Source organism: Bacteroides sp. OF03-11BH (assembly GCF_003604005.1).
Classification (GTDB): Bacteria; Bacteroidota; Bacteroidia; order Bacteroidales; family Bacteroidaceae; genus Bacteroides; species Bacteroides ovatus.
Window position 1 is genome coordinate 106040 of the sequence record NZ_QTMW01000012.1, and the last position, 16470, is coordinate 122509.

The window sequence follows — 16470 nt, forward strand, 5'->3', positions numbered from 1 at the left end:
TTTTTGTTATACCATATCATCGCCTGTTTTCTTAAACGTAACGCGGATTGTTTTATGGAAAGGAATAAAACGAGAAATCACAGCTATGACAACAGATATAACCAACAAATAACCCAGAATCTCTTTCAGTGCCAGCAACAGGCTTTGTTGTTGTAACGTATTATATAAGGAGTTGGTTGCCAACTGCGCAGCCTCATCATACGGATATCCCTGTGTCATCGCATTGTTCAGCGACTGGCTATAGCGTGCTGACGACAATGGATCAGTAGCAGTTATAGTCTCCGACAAAGAATACATATATTTTTGTTGCAGTCGATACAGTACATTACTATAAAAAGAAGTCGCCATGATAGGTGCCAGCACGGAACGGAAAATAATCAGGAAGAAAGCATTCGACAATAAGTATTTCGGATTCAAGTCTTCCACGGCAAACAGGGCAAAAGCAATAATCAAAGTCAACATACCCAAACCACGAAAGAAGATAGGCAGGTAGAGCATCTCATACGTACTATCCGGAGAAATGCCAAAATACAAAATGGCAAAGAAAATCACAAAGCAACTCATTCCTCCCGCTATCAGAAAACGGAAACGCCACCGTTGCCAGCGAAACCACCAAAAACAAATAAAGGCGCCGACTACATATCCCGGAAGCAAATAAATATAAAGAGAATAGGTATGCGTAGTATCTACTTTCAGAATAACAGTCAGATAGTTAGTCAGCAAAGTGGTTGATGTACTGAAAAACATCACGAGCATCATATAAAAATAGCCCACAATTGCTTTGGGTTGGAACAAAGGAGCCAGACTTACATAAGGATTCTCCAAACGGCTCTGATACCAGATGAACAGCGCAATCAGCATAGGTGCTATTACAATATAAATACATATCTTACCGGAAGCCATCCAATCGAGCACTTTGCCATAATTGATAACGTACATCAACATCAGCAACCCGGCCGAAATAACAAACATCTCACGGATATGCAGATCAGACCATGCGACAGCTTTTATGGGACGATTATGCCGGAAACAGATGATAACAAACAGAATGGAAATCAAGATCAATACCATCATAAAGTAGTACATATACTTCCAGTTATAATGATACGCCAGTAAAGCCGTTACCAGCATCGAAGCTTGTCCCCCACCGTAAACCAACGGATAAAAATAAGAATAGAACTCGCTACGCACATTCTTCGGACTGAAAATCTTCTGGGCATAACGAATAAACCACAACATAAGAAACCCTTTCAAGAAACCGACAGCAAAACTACAGACAATCAAAATATCTGCGTTTTGCGTACGTGCACAAACCCAACTCAAGAAGAATTGCAGTACTAAATCAATCAATAACAGAGATTTCACGGAAAAGGCTGCTAACACCTTAGGAATAATCGGGTATGCGATAGCCATACCTGCCGAAGCAGCGTAATACCCCATCGTAATATCTTCCGAATTAGTACCCAGCGTGTTCGACACTTCCAGCATACTGCCTGTATACGAGCCATTGAGCATAGTGACCGGAAGAATCACGATGAAAATGCTGATAAGTCCAAGCCAATCGGGCACCCATTGACGAACAGGTGCCTCCAATTCCTTCATGGTAATCATTTGCGTAAAGCTTCTGTTTCCACCATCATCCCGGCTCTCAACTGTGCCATTTCTTCCGGAGAAACATCTTCCAAGTCGATACGCACAGGGATTCGCTGCTGCACCTTTACAAAATTGCCGGCAGAATTATCTGTAGGAACCAAGGAATATTTAGACCCGGTTGCCTCGGAAATTGCAGTGACTTCCCCGTGAAAAATCTTTCCGGGCACTGCGTCTACTTTAATACGCACCTGCTGGCCAATATAGATATTAGCAATCTGCGTTTCTTTATAATTAGCGGTAATCCACTTGTCCTTGTTACGCACCAAATAAGAAATAGTCTGTCCGGTCTGCACATATTGACCGGGTTCAAGCGTACGCCTACCCATATATCCATCATAAGGAGCAGTGAGAACCGTATAAGACAGATTCAGCTTAGCCAAATCCAGGTCTGCTTCTTTACGCAAAATGGCAGCCTCCGTACCGGTTGTTTTCTTACTTGTCTCCGCATATTGTGATAATGCCGCCTGTTTCTGTGCAACTAATGCCTGATAACGTGCCTTTGCTGCCTCATAAGCAGCTTTCGCTTGCTCATACTGCTGTTCCGGAACAGATTCTTCTTTCAACAAACGTTCAAAACGATGATAATCCTGTTCCAATTGCCAGAGTTTCGCTTTCGCTTCAGCGATGTTGGCATCCTGTACGGCAATATTCGTATGGGAAGTTTCAATACCCGAATGAAGAACATCCTGCGAGCCATGTGCATCCAACAATGCAGCTTCCGCTTCCTTTACCTTAATCTGATATTCACGATTGTCAAGCACCAGCAGAGTATCTCCCTGATGGACATATTGATGTTCCTTAAAACGAACCTCCTTGATATAACCCGAAGCCCGGACATTCAAAGGAGCTACATATTGATCTACAAAAGCATCATTAGTCACTTCGTAATTCACATAACGCCAGAAGTAATTAGCAGTCCACCAAAGTCCGGAGACAGCCAAACAGACACATACTAAATTTAAAACGATATTACGAACTCTTACTTTTTTCAGTTTCTTCTGTTTTTCTTTCCATTCAATTGCCATATCTGTTCTGTTTATTAAAGACGTCCACAAGCCTTCTGAAGTTGATAATAAGTATAAATCACACGAGTGCGTGCAGTGACCAACTGCAATTCCACATTCAAACGGACGGAATTCGCATCAAGTAAATCAGTCAGGATAGCCAGTTGATTCAGATAACGATTCTGCATAATACGGTAATTTTCTTCCGCTTGCCGGACAGACAGTTTTAGAGCCTCTACCCTCTGCAACGCTTCCCTGTGGCGTAAAAATGCCGAACGTACATCCATGCGGATTCCCTGCATTTTCTGTTCTTCTTCATTCTTCCGCAAAGACACCATCAGTTTGCTCTCTTTTACTTTATGATTGTTCTTGTACAGTGAAGATAAAGGATAGGAAACCGATACTCCCACATTCCAGTTATTGTTATACATATCCGCCAATGTACGTGAAACGGGACGTGCCAATGTATTCGATGCATATAGCGACACACTGGGAAGAGATAAGGATTGGGCAGAACGGATTTCATTCCTTGCCAATTCTGTCTGTGCGCGAAGCAGCCTCATCGCCGGATCATTTTCATACGCCTGAACAATATAGTCATCATAGGACTGCAAAGCAACTGCCTGATAGAGAATGGTTGTATCCGGTTGTAATAACAAGTTCTCATCCTGCCCCAACAAGATATTGAGTTGCTGCGATACAAGCGCAATGCTATTTTCCGCTTCCTCCAAAGACAGTCGGTCATTAGTCAGCTGCATTTCGCTCCGCAATACATCATTATTGGTAATCAGCCCCTCTTTTTTCATTCGCCGGATATCGCGTAACCGGAGTTCCGACTCTTCAATATTCCGTGTCAGTATCTCATGCTGCTTAAACAGACTAAACAAGTTCATATACTGATTGAGTAACCGTAACTTTATTTCCGCCTCATCGGTCAACGTTTGTAGTTCGGCAACTTGTTTTTCTATATCCGCTTTATGAATAGCACTTCGGATTTTACCACCCTGATAGAGAGGCTGTGCCAGATCAATCGCATAATTTTGTGACCAGTCCGGTGCTTCCGGATATGAAGGATCGGATAATCCCCGTTCCCAAACAACAGGCTGCCCTACAAATCCCCCTTTCAGTCCGATCTGCAGTTCCGGTAACTGTGCAGACCGTGCGGTCCGTATCCGCTCCTGCGCCATAGATTCTTTCATTACATCCGCCTGAAGTTGCAGACTATGCTGTACCCCCCGTTCAAAAAGCTGATCGATAGTGAGAAACAAAGAATCTGTTTGTGCATTTATGGATTGAGCAGCCAAAAACAGGCTAGATAAAACCGCCCCATACTTCTTATACATTTTCAAGTACATCGCATACACTCTTTAATTCAGACAACATAGTTTCAATGCTCTCTATACCAACAATTTTTTCTGCATATACATAAACCTGATCGAGAATCGGACGAATCTGTTCTTTAAATTCTTCCCCTTCGGGAGTCAGGAACACCAGTTTATTACGACGGTCGGCAAGATCTTCTTTCCGATGAACATACCCTTTCTTTTCCAGATTATTCATCAAATTGGTGAGACATGCCTTATCTTTTGCAATGCGTTCCGCCAATATCTGCTGACTAATTCCCTGCTCATGCCATAAACTACTTAATACCTGAAGCATCTCAAACGTAATACCCGCATTATTTTTTCTCAATGTCCGTTGCATAGACCGGCGGAAAGCCATACGGGTACGAACAATCTGCAACATGAGTTCTCTAAACTCTGCTCCTTCTCTCATTTTCTATACTCTTTTTACCTGTTTCGTTTCGGCGGCAAAGTTAGGTATTTCCTCCGAATTAGTCAAACGTTTGACTAATTTCATTTTCAAACCCTCTTTATATAATTTCTGACTATTCGTTCATTCACCCATTAAACAACTGTATATTAACGCCTTATCATACCATTCAAATATTTATCATTAAAATATTCAGGCAAAAAGTTTGTTCATCTGAAATCTTTTATTTTACTTTGTATCACAAAGTACTTTTTATATGGATAAAGATAAAGCATTAGAATCGGTAAATGAGATAAAAGAGTTGATGGAAAAGTCGTCCAAGTTTATCTCTCTAAGTGGTCTCGCTGCAATCATGGCGGGCATTTACGCATTAGCTGGCGCATACATCGCTACACAAGTTATTACCCCGGGCACACATTTAATTGTTGCTCTCGAACTAATGGCTATTATAGCTTCGCTCGTATTGGTAGCAGCTGCGGTCACCGCCTGCATCCTGTCCTATTATAAATCCAAGAAGACAGGACAGAAATTTTTCAGCCGCCTCACCTACCGGGCATTGTGGAACTTTTCTCTTCCGATGCTGACCGGAGGTGTTTTATGCATCTCCATCATGATGCATGAGTATTATGACATCCTGGCTTCCGTCATGCTTTTATTTTACGGACTGGCACTGGTCAACGTATCCAAGTTCACTTACTCCAGTATCGTATGGTTAGGATATGCTTTCATTTGCCTGGGAGTCGTAGATTGTTTTTGGGAAGGTCATTCACTGCTGTTCTGGACCATCGGTTTCGGCGGTTTCCATATTCTTTATGGCATATTGTTCTATTTACACTACGAAAGAAAGAGATCATAAATGATAGAAGCATTCCAATATATTAATAAAGCATTCGAAAGCAAGGTCCGGCTCGGTATCATGGCTATTCTGATGGTAAATGAGGAAGCCGACTTCAATTTTCTGAAAGAGCAGCTCTCTCTGACAGACGGCAATCTTGCCAGCCATACCCGTTCCCTGGAAGAACTGGGATATATCGTATGTAACAAAAGTTTTGTCGGACGAAAGCCACGAACTGTTTTTCAAGCAACCCCGCAAGGCAGAGAAGCTTTCAAATCTCATATTGAAGCTTTAGAGAAATTTCTAAAATCAAAATAAATAATTCATCAAAACACTACTGGCTTATGGACGCTTTCAATGAAAATTCAAATGAGCAACAGGCGCAGCAACCTATGGGATGTCTCCACCGTTTCTCCAAAACAATCAAGGTTGTCATCATCGGATTATTAATCCTTCTCTTGATGATCCCCATGTTCATGATTGAGAATCTTATTTCCGAACGGGGACGAACCCAGGAAGAAGCTATCGACGAGGTAAGTGAAAAATGGAGTCTTGCACAGACCATCACTGGCCCTTACCTGAATCTCCAGTATCCGGTTGTCACTGAAAACAACGGCGAGAAGAAAGTTTCCATCAAAGACCTGATACTTTTTCCTGACGAGCTTATGGTCAACGGGCAACTGAAGACTGAAATCCTGAAAAGAAGTATCTATGAGGTCAATGTATATCAATCGGAACTGACATTGAAAGGGTCATTCAGTTCGGAAGAATTGAAAAAGAGCAGAATAGATATGGAACAGCTGCAGTTTGACAGGGCAGCTATTTGCCTGAATCTGACCGATATGCGTGGCATCAGCGAACAAATCAGCATCACTTTGGGAGATTCAGTTTACATCTTCGAGCCGGGTATGGACAACAGAGGCATAGATAATACCGGAGTTCATGCGATCGCTAATTTGTCGGAATTGAAGCAGAATAAAAAACTCCCTTATGAAATAAAAATCAAACTGAAAGGTTCACAGTCACTCAACTTTATTCCGTTGGGTAAAACAACCCGTGTAGATCTGAAAGCCAACTGGAATACACCGAGCTTTACCGGAAACTATCTGCCTAACAACCGGAATATTACGGAGAAGGAATTTTCCGCGCAATGGCAGGTTTTAAACTTGAATCGGAATTATTCGCAGGTGATGGCTGACTACAACACCTTGAACATCAAAGATATTGAAAACTCCAGTTTCGGTGTGAATTTCAAAATTCCGGTGGAACAGTACCAGCAGTCCATGCGTTCTGCAAAATATGCAATCCTGATTATCTTACTGACTTTCGGAGTGATCTTCTTCACCGAAATAATGAATAAGACTCGTATTCATGCTTTGCAGTATTTATTGGTAGGACTGGCACTCTGTCTATTCTACAGTTTGCTCCTCTCCTTCTCCGAACACATCGGCTTCAACCCTGCCTATTTATTATCTTCCGCACTGACCATTACACTGGTAGGCGGATATATGTTCGGAATCACCAAGAAAAAGAAACCGTCATTAATCATGTCCGGATTGTTAGGTATACTCTATATTTATATATTTGTTCTTATCCAACTAGAGACTTTCGCATTATTGGCAGGCAGCTTAGGACTGTTTATCATTCTGGCAATAGTGATGTATTTTTCAAAGAAAATAGACTGGTTTAATGAATAATCGGCTTTTCTATTGAAACGCTTGACAAATGGCTTTTTATTTTGTATCTTTGAGAAAACAAAAGCAATAAGAGAAATGAAAAATCTAGGAAAAATAGAGACATAAAGGACCTTTAAACTGATACATTTTAGTATTAATACAGATATATCATAGGGCAATGATCTAACGATCATTGCCCTATTTTGTTTATATTTTTACTTAACTCATTCTATAGAATCTCTAAAAATGCTCAAAATAGTTTTTAATAAACTCTGATACCGTTTATAATAAACTATCAAAAAGTTTATTATAAACCGAAAGTACGTTTATTAAGAACGTAGTCTTTAATTGTAAAAATTGACAAACACGTTTTCATACAATAGGAGGTTATAAATAAGCCGTTCATTCATACAGTAACATAAACAAACAAAATTCTTTATTTCATCCAAACGATTGAACTTCCTTCACTCACTACACACTAAAATGTTTTCTTCAAATATATCATATCCACCAACTGCACACCATCCTCATACATCGGATGATCGTAGTTGTCAGTAAAGAAATTCTTTATCCGGTGAGAAACCGTGAAACCACAGTGTTCATAAAAAGATCTGGAAGAAGGTACATCGCCTGTACCCACTAACATTTCAGAACACTTTCCCTGATAATATTCAAATAAAAATTCGATTAAACGTTTTCCGTACCCCTGCCGTTGAAAGAAAGGAACGGTAGCAATATTCTTGATTTCATAAATACCTTCCCCTTCACGAGTCACTACACAAAGAGCTTTCAATCCGTTATCATAAAGAACGAACATATCGCCGCGCTCCAAATACCGGTCAATCATACTTTCCTGTTCATCAGCCAAGAGTAATAATTCGAGAAATTCTTTTTTATCTGAAGTTACTAGCTTTATCTCCATATTATCTATTTTATCATAAAATAAAAATGTTACCGACTCATTTGTCTATGGTCCAAAATAGTATCCATATTCTCCAAAGCCCATCCCACCAGTCCTTCAATATGAGGAATCAAAGTGCCACCCGTATCTGTCAGACAATACTCCACACGGGGAGGTACTTCAGCATATACTTTCCGTTCAACCAATCCATCTGATTCCAGAGTACGCAATGTTACAGTCAACATTCTTTGTGAAACATCTTCTATCGTTTTATGAATATCACTAAAACGCATGGTGCCGTTTGCGTTCAGCGTAATAAGCACCAGCATCGACCACTTGTCTCCCAAGCGGCTAAGCACATCTCTTATCGGACAATTTCCTATCGGATGAAAGTTTTTCATTCTTTAACGTTTTGTATTTTATTGAGTTCCAACAATAGTTACCTCTATGTAACTTCCTTATTTTCAAGTACGTTATTGCATTTCTCAAACTAGAAAGATACATTTGCATCACAAAAGTAATAAACTTACTAATAATAACTATTGTTTCATTTAAATAATTATGATTATGGCAAAGAAAGTTGCAGTTTTAGCAGTGAATCCGGTAAATGGTTGTGGATTATTCCAATATTTGGAAGCGTTTTTCGAGAATGGCATTTCATATAAAGTATTTGCCGTATCGGATACGAAGGAGATTAAAACAAATTCAGGAATCAGCCTGACAGCAGACGATGTGATCGCTAATTTGAAGGGACACGAAGATGAATTCGATGCACTCGTTTTCTCTTGTGGGGATGCAGTACCTGTATTTCAGCAGAATGCCGATAAACCCTATAACGTAGATTTGATGCAAGTCATTAAAACTTTCGGAGCTAAAGGGAAAATGATGATCGGACATTGTGCCGGTGCAATGATGTTTGACTTTACCGGAATTACCAAAGGGAAGAAAGTAGCAGTTCACCCATTAGCTAAACCAGCTATTCAAAACGGAACAGCTACCGATAAGAAATCAGAGATAGATGGCAACTTTTTTACTGCTCAAGATGAAAACACCATTTGGACAATGATGCCACAGGTTATCGAAGCATTAAAATAATGTTTGCAACGTAGATATAAAACAATAAATATAAACATTATTATATTAATCTACGCATCCGAAGATGAAAAAGCACGTTCCTTTAAAAGCAACAGTGTGTTTCTCGGTGTACAACGGGTCGTTTCTTTTAAAGGAACGACCCGTTGGTTTTAAAGGAAAAATGTACATTTATTGCGCATTAATAATCAATCACTTACAGATTCAAAAAATTCAAAGACCGACTAACTTCCCCAATCATTATTCAATTCAATAAATCCGCACAAGTGTTCACTCCTTTATTTCTCAAATGATTATTGTTAGTTAACTAAAATCCAAGGGAAATATCATATATCACATTCTCTTTTCGTACCAAGAAAAAGAAAAACGGAACATTACAAAAAATCTGAAACAGCGTTCATCATTTTTTAAAAGTCCGTATATTAGCAGCTTGAAGACTTGAAAGAGATAAACAGCATACTCCTTCCGAGTTTAAATAACCAAACAAGATGCCTAAAACAATATGATTAGAGAAAGAGAGAATTACAATGCATTTTTACTTCATTTTTTAGAAAGACTGAATAGCTGTGACTCTATTGAGAAAAAAATCACAGAATCACTTACGGATATTTGCGAATACTATGGCTTTAAAAGAGGATTCATTTATCAAACTGACGGATTTCGCTACTTCTATCTAAAGGAAACTGTCGGAAATAACGACAACGTTTTGCGACAACGTTTTGAAATCAGCGAAATGACCAATCAACATGTTGTCCGTGCAAATGGAAAGAACAAACCTTTTTATGCTTGCAGAAACCAAAATACTTCTTGGGATGATGTAGACATCGTGGATTTCTATAAAGTCGATTCATTACTAATCCGGCAAATTCAAGACTCCGAAGGAAAAATTATCGGATTCATCGGATTTGGAGACAGAGAACATGCAATATCTTTCACCGATGAAGAACTGCAAATGATTCATCTCATTTTAGGCTCCCTCTCCAAGGAAATAGCAGTGCGGGAATATAAAGAAAGAGAAGTACGGGCGAGCAAGACGTTAAGCAGCATCATGAATAATATGGGGGTTGACATCTACGTAAACTCTTTTGATTCCCATGATATGCTATATGCCAATGAATCTATGGCCGCTCCTTATGGAGGTATCGAACACTTTGAAGGAAAAAAATGCTGGCAGGCTCTATATAAAGATAAAACCGGAGAATGTGAGTTTTGCCCTAAGAAACATTTGATAGATGAAAACGGGCTGCCAACCAAGGTATATTCCTGGGATTACCAACGCCCGTTCGACAAATGTTGGTTCCGGGTATTCAGTGCAGCATTTGCCTGGATAGACGGACAGATGGCACATGTGATTACCAGCGTTGATATTGACCACCAAAAAACAATAGAAGAAGAACTAAGGATAGCCAAAGAAAAAGCGGAAAACCTGGACCGCTTAAAATCAGCCTTCCTCGCCAATATGAGTCATGAAATCCGTACTCCGCTCAATGCGATTGTCGGCTTTGCCAGTTTACTGGTCGAATCGGATGACAAAAAGGAACGCCAGGATTATGTCGATATCATGCAAGAAAACACCGAACTTCTTTTACAACTGATATCCGACATTCTCGACTTATCAAAAATAGAAGCCGGAACACTCGACTTCACCATGGATTATCTGGACATCAAGAGCTTCTGTGAAGATATCATACGCAATTATGATATAAAAGAAGATAAGCCGGTACCTGTATTACTAGCCCCCACCCTACCCATTTTTTATATCTATACTGACAAGAAACGTCTGATGCAGGTTATCACAAACTTTATCAACAATGCCCTCAAATTTACAAATAAGGGACAGATTCTTCTTGAATATCATCTGAAAGAAGATACCTGTGAAATTGAATTTTCCGTAGCTGATACAGGAATGGGGATTGAACCGGACAAAGTAGACCGGGTATTCGACCGCTTTGTGAAACTCAATTCATTCTCAAAAGGCACAGGCTTAGGGCTGTCTATTTGCAGGAGCATTATCGAACATCTCGGCGGCACTATTGGAGTGGAATCCGAGATGGGAACCGGCTCGCGTTTTTGGTTTACTCATCCCTACAAAAGCGTATCCCTATAAAATTGAATAAAAAGCCCGTTAATCAGAAAAAGACCTGAAGTCTTTTTTTCATTCATTTTTTATGGTCAGAATCAAGTTTAATTCATTTATTATTAATACTTTTGCCAATGCATAAACTTAATAAGCCACCAGAAAATTAAATTAAAAATGACAACTCTTTTTCAAACCCAAATAATTAACTCATATATAATAAAATTATTTTTGTCTTTCTGTCTATTAGCTTTTTCCTACATATCACCGATTCTAGCTCAAAAAGATTCAGTGAACTCGTCAAATTATCTTTTAATCATTAATTCATATACAGAAGCAGCTCCCTGGAGCTTCAGAATGATTTCAGCCATTACCGAATATGCCCAGAATTCGCCTCAATTAGCACTCTATACCGAACACATGAACATGCTAATGATGGACACAGACTCCACTTTAAATGAATTCAGACAGACAGTTCTGGAAAAATACAAGCAGCATTCCCCACGTATGTTGATATTACTCGGAAACTCCAGCATGATATTACGGGACGACTTCAGAAAGATGTGGGGAAATATTCCGATTATACTATGTGCTGAAGAAGATTACATCGGCCCGAAGGAATTTTATCTCCAAAAGAAGCCTGTTGAGTTGACTGCAAGAACCCCGATTGCAGATATGGCGCAGCCTTACAATCTCACTTTCCTACATTCCAATTTCTATATTAAAGAAAATATAGACCTGATTTGCCGAATGACTCCCGATATTAAAAATTTCATATTTATCGGTGATGAACGGCAAAACAACCAGACTTACAATATGGTTATCAAACAAGAATTGAAAAAGAGCCATCCCGACATCAATTATCAATTCATATCGCCCCGGAAGATGCAAACCAATCATTTGCTGGACACCCTTTACACCGTTGATCCTAAAACAACAGGAATACTTTTCTCTTCATGGTTTTACAAACACACCTTTGCCGGCAACACCTCGCTAGTTACAAATTCACACCTGTTAGTCTCAACGACTTCCGCACCTCTGTTCAGCCTTGGGATGATGACAATCAAGGACAACGCAGGAGGAATAATTGGCGGATACATCTACGATCAACATGCATACAGCCAGAAAATCATACAAACGATCCGATCAATATTGAATGGCAAACAAGCATCCGAGATACCTTTTTACGAGCCTTCAGATGCCGCTCCGACTATCAACTACAATGTTTTGCTACGTAAAGGAATGTCGCCATACTTATGTCCCCCGGGCACTATTTTCTTTAACAAGCCGCCTACGTTTTGGGAACAGTACGGATACTTTATTTTAGGAACCATAGTCTGCTTCATACTGCTTGCCCTATTCTTCCAATACCGCATCAGTCATCTGAATAAGCTCAAGAAAATACAACAGAAAGAGATTGACACAATGACTTCTTACAAAAACCTGATTAACAATATGCCTATATTGTATATGCAAGAAGAGTTAATCATGAATGAAGAAGGTACCCCTATAGAACTTGTATACCGGAATGTCAACGCTCATTTCGAGAAAAGTTTTTTCCGTAAAGAAGATGTAGTAGGCAAGAAAGCCAGTGAAATATTCCCTGAATCCATGCCGGAGTTCCTGCATTTCACAAAAATGTCACTTGCGGAAAACAGGGCTATCACTTTCCCATACTATTTCAAACGGGTAGATACATTTTATGATGTAGTACTGAAAGGAACTCACCACAACAATATTGTCGATATTTTCTGCCTGGATAGCACCGAACTGCACAAAGCCCAACAAAAGCTAAGCGCTACTAACAATAAACTGGCAATGGCACTGGACGTAGCCAATATTGTGCCCTGGAAATGGGATTTGCGAAGCAAAACCATACTTTGCGACATCAATAGACCTATTGAGCTTAGCACAAACGATAAAGACGTGAATGAGGAACAATTGGCAGTGCCCGATTCACAATATTTCTCAAAGATATTCAAAGAAGACCGCAAACGGGTAGAAAAAGCCTACGATGACCTGATAGAAGGTCGATCGGATAAAGTCAAGGAAGAATACCGGGTTATCAATGTACAGAATAACATTCACAGGATCGAATGGGTGGAAGCTCAAGCCGCTGTAGAGACCCGTGACGAAAACGGCAAGCCGCTCACCCTGGTCGGTTCTTCACTAGTCATCACCACACGGAAAAAGATGGAAATGGAATTGACCACAGCCAGAGACCGGGCAGAAGAATCCAATCGTCTGAAGTCTGCCTTCCTCGCCAATATGAGCCATGAAATCCGTACTCCCCTCAACGCTATTGTCGGTTTCTCCGGCATATTGGCTTCAACAGACGAGGAAGAGGAAAAGCAGGAATATGTGAGCATCATTGAAAACAATAATACCTTGTTATTGCAATTAATCAGTGACATTCTTGATTTATCAAAGATTGAAGCCGGAACATTGGAATTTCAATATTCCAACATAGACTTGAACAAAATGCTGAACGAGTTAACGAGCTCATTACAATTAAAAATAAAATCTGAAAAAGTACAGTTAACCTGCCATCTGGCAGAGAAAAACTGCTTTATCCATACAGAGAAGAACAGGCTGTCACAATTGCTCATCAACCTGATAAGCAATGCCATCAAATTCACCACTGAAGGATACATTCGTTTTGGTTATGAACTCCGCGGCAAAGAGATCTATTTTTATGTCAGCGATACTGGCTGTGGCATTCCCAAAGACAAGCAAAAGAGCATTTTCGGACGCTTCGTCAAATTAAATAGTTTCGAACAAGGCACCGGCCTGGGACTTTCTATCTGCCAGACTCTGGTAGAACACATGGGAGGTACCATCGGAGTAGACTCGGAAGAGGGCAAAGGTTCAACATTCTGGTTCACGCTGCCATATAAAGCCGCAATAGCCGTAGAAGAAAGCATAAAAAAAGAGGAAATTCAGCCGATAAGTATAGAAAAAAACAAGTTTACCATTCTGATTGCCGAGGATAATGAAAGTAACTACAAACTGTTCGCATCCATACTAAAGGGAGAGTATCAATTAATTCATGCCTGGGATGGACAAGAGGCGGTGGAAATGTTCAAGCAATATAATCCGCAGATTATATTGATGGACATCAATATGCCGGTCATGGACGGTTACGAGGCAACTAAAGAAATACGCAAATATTCTGCCAAGGTACCTATTATCGCCATTACGGCTTTTGCCTATGCTTCGGATGAACAACGGGTGATGGAAAGCGGTTTTGACGGTTATATGCCTAAACCGATCAATGCCCGCCTGTTGAAAGCACAACTGACGGAAATCATGCAGAAGCGTATTATTTTACTTTAAGAGACAGAGAACCAAAAGCAAAAAACGAATATCTACATATTCCATTTATGACTGAAGAAAAAATACATAAAAACCGCACCGGAAGTTGGTGGGCATTAAGTCCGTTGCTCGTATTCTTATGCCTTTACCTGGTAACTTCCATTCTTGCCAACGACTTTTATAAAGTGCCTATCACGGTGGCTTTCCTTGTTTCTTCCTGCTACGCCATTGCTATTACCAAAGGATTGAAACTAGACCAACGCATCTATCAGTTCTCCGTGGGAGCTGCCAATAAAAATATCCTCCTGATGATATGGATATTCATTCTTGCCGGAGCCTTTGCTCATAGTGCGAAACAAATGGGAGCAATCGATGCCACTGTCAATCTGACACTGCATATTCTGCCGGATAACCTGTTACTGGCAGGCATCTTCATTGCCGCCTGTTTCATCTCTTTATCCATCGGAACCAGCGTAGGAACTATCGTCGCCCTTACTCCCGTTGCCGTAGGACTGGCAGAAAAGACAGAAATAGCTCTCCCCTTTATGGTAGCCGTCGTAGTAGGCGGTTCTTTTTTCGGAGACAACTTATCTTTTATCTCCGACACCACCATCGCTTCGACAAAAACCCAGGAATGTGTAATGCGCGATAAATTCCGGGTAAATTCTATGATTGTCGTACCGGCAGCCATCATTGTGTTGGGAATTTACATATTTCAGGGACTATCCATTACCGCTCCCGCCCAAACACAGACCATTGAATGGATCAAAGTTATACCTTATATAATAGTATTAGGAACAGCCATCGCCGGAATGAACGTGATGCTCGTACTCATAATAGGTATATTGACAAGTGGCATCATTGGCATCGCGACCGGCAGCTTTGGAATTTTCGACTGGTTTGGTGCCATGGGAATGGGAATTACAGGAATGGGAGAACTGATTATTATCACTCTATTGGCCGGAGGGATGCTCGAAACCATCCGTTATAACGGTGGTATCGATTTCATTATCCGGAAACTCACCCGCCACGTCAATGGTAAAAGAGGAGCCGAACTAAGCATTGCCGCCCTGGTAAGTATCGCCAACTTATGTACAGCCAACAACACGATTGCCATTATCACAACCGGACCGATTGCCAAAGATATTGCCATAAAATTCCATCTCGACCGGAGAAAAACAGCCAGTATCCTCGATACTTTCTCCTGCCTGATACAAGGAATTATCCCTTATGGAGCACAGATGCTGATTGCAGCGGGACTTGCCAGCATCTCCCCTATCAGTATCATCGGCAATCTCTATTATCCATTTACAATGGGAGCATGCGCCCTGCTCGCAATCTTGTTCCGCTATCCGAAACGGTATTCGTAAAAAAGAGGCGAAATATTTGTCAATCAAAAGAAAAGCCGTATCTTTGTGCCCGCTATTACGAGATAATAGCATAATTCAAATCAATCATTAAAAACAATTATTAAAAATGGCAACTAGAATCAGATTGCAGAGACACGGACGTAAAAGTTACGCGTTCTATTCAATTGTAATTGCAGACAGCAGAGCACCACGTGATGGTAAATTTATTGAGAAGATTGGTACTTACAACCCTAACACCAATCCTGCTACAGTAGATTTGAATTTCGACGCTGCATTGGCATGGGTACTGAAAGGTGCACAACCAAGTGACACTGTACGTAACATTCTTTCTCGTGAAGGAGTTTACATGAAGAAACATCTTCTGGGCGGTGTAGCAAAAGGCGCATTCGGAGAAGCAGAAGCTGAAGCTAAATTCGAAGCTTGGAAAAACAACAAACAGTCAGGTTTGGCTACTTTGAAGGCTAAACAAGACGAAGCTAAGAAAGCTGAAGCAAAAGCACGTCTGGAAGCAGAAAAGAAGATCAACGAAGTGAAAGCAAAAGCACTCGCTGAAAAGAAAGCTGCTGAAGCTGCTGAAAAAGCTGCTGCTGAAGCACCTGCAGAGGAAGCTGCAGCTCCGGCTGAAGAAGCTCCTGCAACAGAAGCTGCTGCTGAATAAATTTCAGCAGATTCCGAACAAGAAATCAGGAAAAGCTATAAATCCTCTCCGGTCCGCCGGAGGGGATTTTTTTATTGTTTTCTGCTATAAAACATATCAAATTATTTATTCCGTTC

14 protein-coding genes are annotated in these 16470 nt (G+C 40.5%); 8 read left to right on the forward strand and 6 right to left on the reverse strand.

The genetic code is table 11. The features are described 5' to 3' along the window. Positions 1–6: 6 nt before the first annotated feature. From DXA54_RS11535 to DXA54_RS11550, 4 genes are read right to left on the reverse strand one after another with little or no spacing between them, the layout of a single operon-like run. Entirely contained in the window at positions 7–1611 is a 1605-nt protein-coding gene (locus DXA54_RS11535) for an MFS transporter (protein WP_008651776.1), read from the reverse strand. Beyond that, positions 1608–2678, reverse strand: a complete 1071-nt coding sequence (locus tag DXA54_RS11540) for an HlyD family secretion protein (protein WP_008651778.1) — start codon at positions 2676–2678, stop codon at positions 1608–1610. The genes DXA54_RS11535 and DXA54_RS11540 overlap by 4 nt, the downstream gene beginning before the upstream one ends. Before the next feature lie 14 nt (positions 2679–2692). Continuing rightward, positions 2693–4012, reverse strand: coding sequence for a TolC family protein (locus DXA54_RS11545; protein ID WP_004300159.1), 1320 nt, complete (start codon positions 4010–4012; stop codon positions 2693–2695). Beyond that, positions 3993–4433, reverse strand: coding sequence for a MarR family winged helix-turn-helix transcriptional regulator (locus tag DXA54_RS11550; protein ID WP_004300160.1), 441 nt, complete (start codon positions 4431–4433; stop codon positions 3993–3995). Before DXA54_RS11550 ends, DXA54_RS11545 begins: the two co-directional genes overlap by 20 nt. A gap of 253 nt (positions 4434–4686) precedes the next feature. Here DXA54_RS11550 and DXA54_RS11555 point away from each other — a divergent pair, with 253 nt between their 5' ends. From DXA54_RS11555 to creD, 3 genes are read left to right on the forward strand one after another with little or no spacing between them, the layout of a single operon-like run. Continuing rightward, positions 4687–5286 (forward strand): hypothetical protein, encoded by a 600-nt coding sequence (locus tag DXA54_RS11555; protein ID WP_004303838.1) that lies wholly within the window; start codon positions 4687–4689, stop codon positions 5284–5286. Continuing rightward, complete coding sequence (locus DXA54_RS11560; RefSeq protein WP_004300162.1) at positions 5287–5583, forward strand: winged helix-turn-helix domain-containing protein; 297 nt, start codon at positions 5287–5289, stop codon at positions 5581–5583. It abuts the gene before it with no gap. A 26-nt stretch (positions 5584–5609) separates the two neighbouring features. Beyond that, positions 5610–6962 (forward strand): cell envelope integrity protein CreD, encoded by a 1353-nt coding sequence (gene creD / locus DXA54_RS11565; RefSeq protein WP_008651782.1) that lies wholly within the window; start codon positions 5610–5612, stop codon positions 6960–6962. A gap of 457 nt (positions 6963–7419) precedes the next feature. On the opposite strand, the gene DXA54_RS11570 is transcribed toward creD, so the two are convergent. Continuing rightward, a complete protein-coding gene (locus DXA54_RS11570; protein ID WP_004300165.1) occupies positions 7420–7863 on the reverse strand; it encodes a GNAT family N-acetyltransferase in 444 nt (147 codons plus the stop codon). 29 nt (positions 7864–7892) lie between these two features. Beyond that, the gene (locus DXA54_RS11575) at positions 7893–8243 is read right to left on the reverse strand and encodes a winged helix-turn-helix transcriptional regulator (RefSeq protein ID WP_004300166.1); all 351 of its coding nucleotides are present in this window, start codon (positions 8241–8243) and stop codon (positions 7893–7895) included. Positions 8244–8409: 166 nt separating this feature from the next. Between DXA54_RS11575 and DXA54_RS11580 the strand changes: the two genes are divergently transcribed. From DXA54_RS11580 to DXA54_RS11600, 5 genes are all read left to right on the forward strand, one after another. Further along, complete coding sequence (locus tag DXA54_RS11580; RefSeq protein ID WP_032852981.1) at positions 8410–8937, forward strand: DJ-1/PfpI family protein; 528 nt, start codon at positions 8410–8412, stop codon at positions 8935–8937. 499 nt (positions 8938–9436) lie between these two features. Further along, positions 9437–11041, forward strand: a complete 1605-nt coding sequence (locus DXA54_RS11585) for a GAF domain-containing sensor histidine kinase (RefSeq protein ID WP_120079520.1) — start codon at positions 9437–9439, stop codon at positions 11039–11041. A 147-nt stretch (positions 11042–11188) separates the two neighbouring features. After that, entirely contained in the window at positions 11189–14347 is a 3159-nt protein-coding gene (locus tag DXA54_RS11590; RefSeq protein ID WP_120079522.1) for an ATP-binding protein, read from the forward strand. Between the two features lie 47 nt (positions 14348–14394). Continuing rightward, the gene (locus DXA54_RS11595; protein ID WP_120079524.1) at positions 14395–15696 is read left to right on the forward strand and encodes a Na+/H+ antiporter NhaC family protein; all 1302 of its coding nucleotides are present in this window, start codon (positions 14395–14397) and stop codon (positions 15694–15696) included. Between the two features lie 106 nt (positions 15697–15802). Next, complete coding sequence (locus DXA54_RS11600) at positions 15803–16354, forward strand: 30S ribosomal protein S16 (RefSeq protein WP_004325681.1); 552 nt, start codon at positions 15803–15805, stop codon at positions 16352–16354. Positions 16355–16470: the final 116 nt, after the last annotated feature.

Coding starts and splice junctions, on each gene's coding strand:
- DXA54_RS11535 (WP_008651776.1), bottom strand. CDS start 1,611: ATGATTACCATGAAGGAATTGGAGGCACCTGTTCGTCAATGGGTGCCC.
- DXA54_RS11540 (WP_008651778.1), bottom strand. CDS start 2,678: ATGGCAATTGAATGGAAAGAAAAACAGAAGAAACTGAAAAAAGTAAGA.
- DXA54_RS11545 (WP_004300159.1), bottom strand. CDS start 4,012: ATGTACTTGAAAATGTATAAGAAGTATGGGGCGGTTTTATCTAGCCTG.
- DXA54_RS11550 (WP_004300160.1), bottom strand. CDS start 4,433: ATGAGAGAAGGAGCAGAGTTTAGAGAACTCATGTTGCAGATTGTTCGT.
- DXA54_RS11555 (WP_004303838.1), top strand. CDS start 4,687: ATGGATAAAGATAAAGCATTAGAATCGGTAAATGAGATAAAAGAGTTG.
- DXA54_RS11560 (WP_004300162.1), top strand. CDS start 5,287: ATGATAGAAGCATTCCAATATATTAATAAAGCATTCGAAAGCAAGGTC.
- creD (WP_008651782.1), top strand. CDS start 5,610: ATGGACGCTTTCAATGAAAATTCAAATGAGCAACAGGCGCAGCAACCT.
- DXA54_RS11570 (WP_004300165.1), bottom strand. CDS start 7,863: ATGGAGATAAAGCTAGTAACTTCAGATAAAAAAGAATTTCTCGAATTA.
- DXA54_RS11575 (WP_004300166.1), bottom strand. CDS start 8,243: ATGAAAAACTTTCATCCGATAGGAAATTGTCCGATAAGAGATGTGCTT.
- DXA54_RS11580 (WP_032852981.1), top strand. CDS start 8,410: ATGGCAAAGAAAGTTGCAGTTTTAGCAGTGAATCCGGTAAATGGTTGT.
- DXA54_RS11585 (WP_120079520.1), top strand. CDS start 9,437: ATGATTAGAGAAAGAGAGAATTACAATGCATTTTTACTTCATTTTTTA.
- DXA54_RS11590 (WP_120079522.1), top strand. CDS start 11,189: ATGACAACTCTTTTTCAAACCCAAATAATTAACTCATATATAATAAAA.
- DXA54_RS11595 (WP_120079524.1), top strand. CDS start 14,395: ATGACTGAAGAAAAAATACATAAAAACCGCACCGGAAGTTGGTGGGCA.
- DXA54_RS11600 (WP_004325681.1), top strand. CDS start 15,803: ATGGCAACTAGAATCAGATTGCAGAGACACGGACGTAAAAGTTACGCG.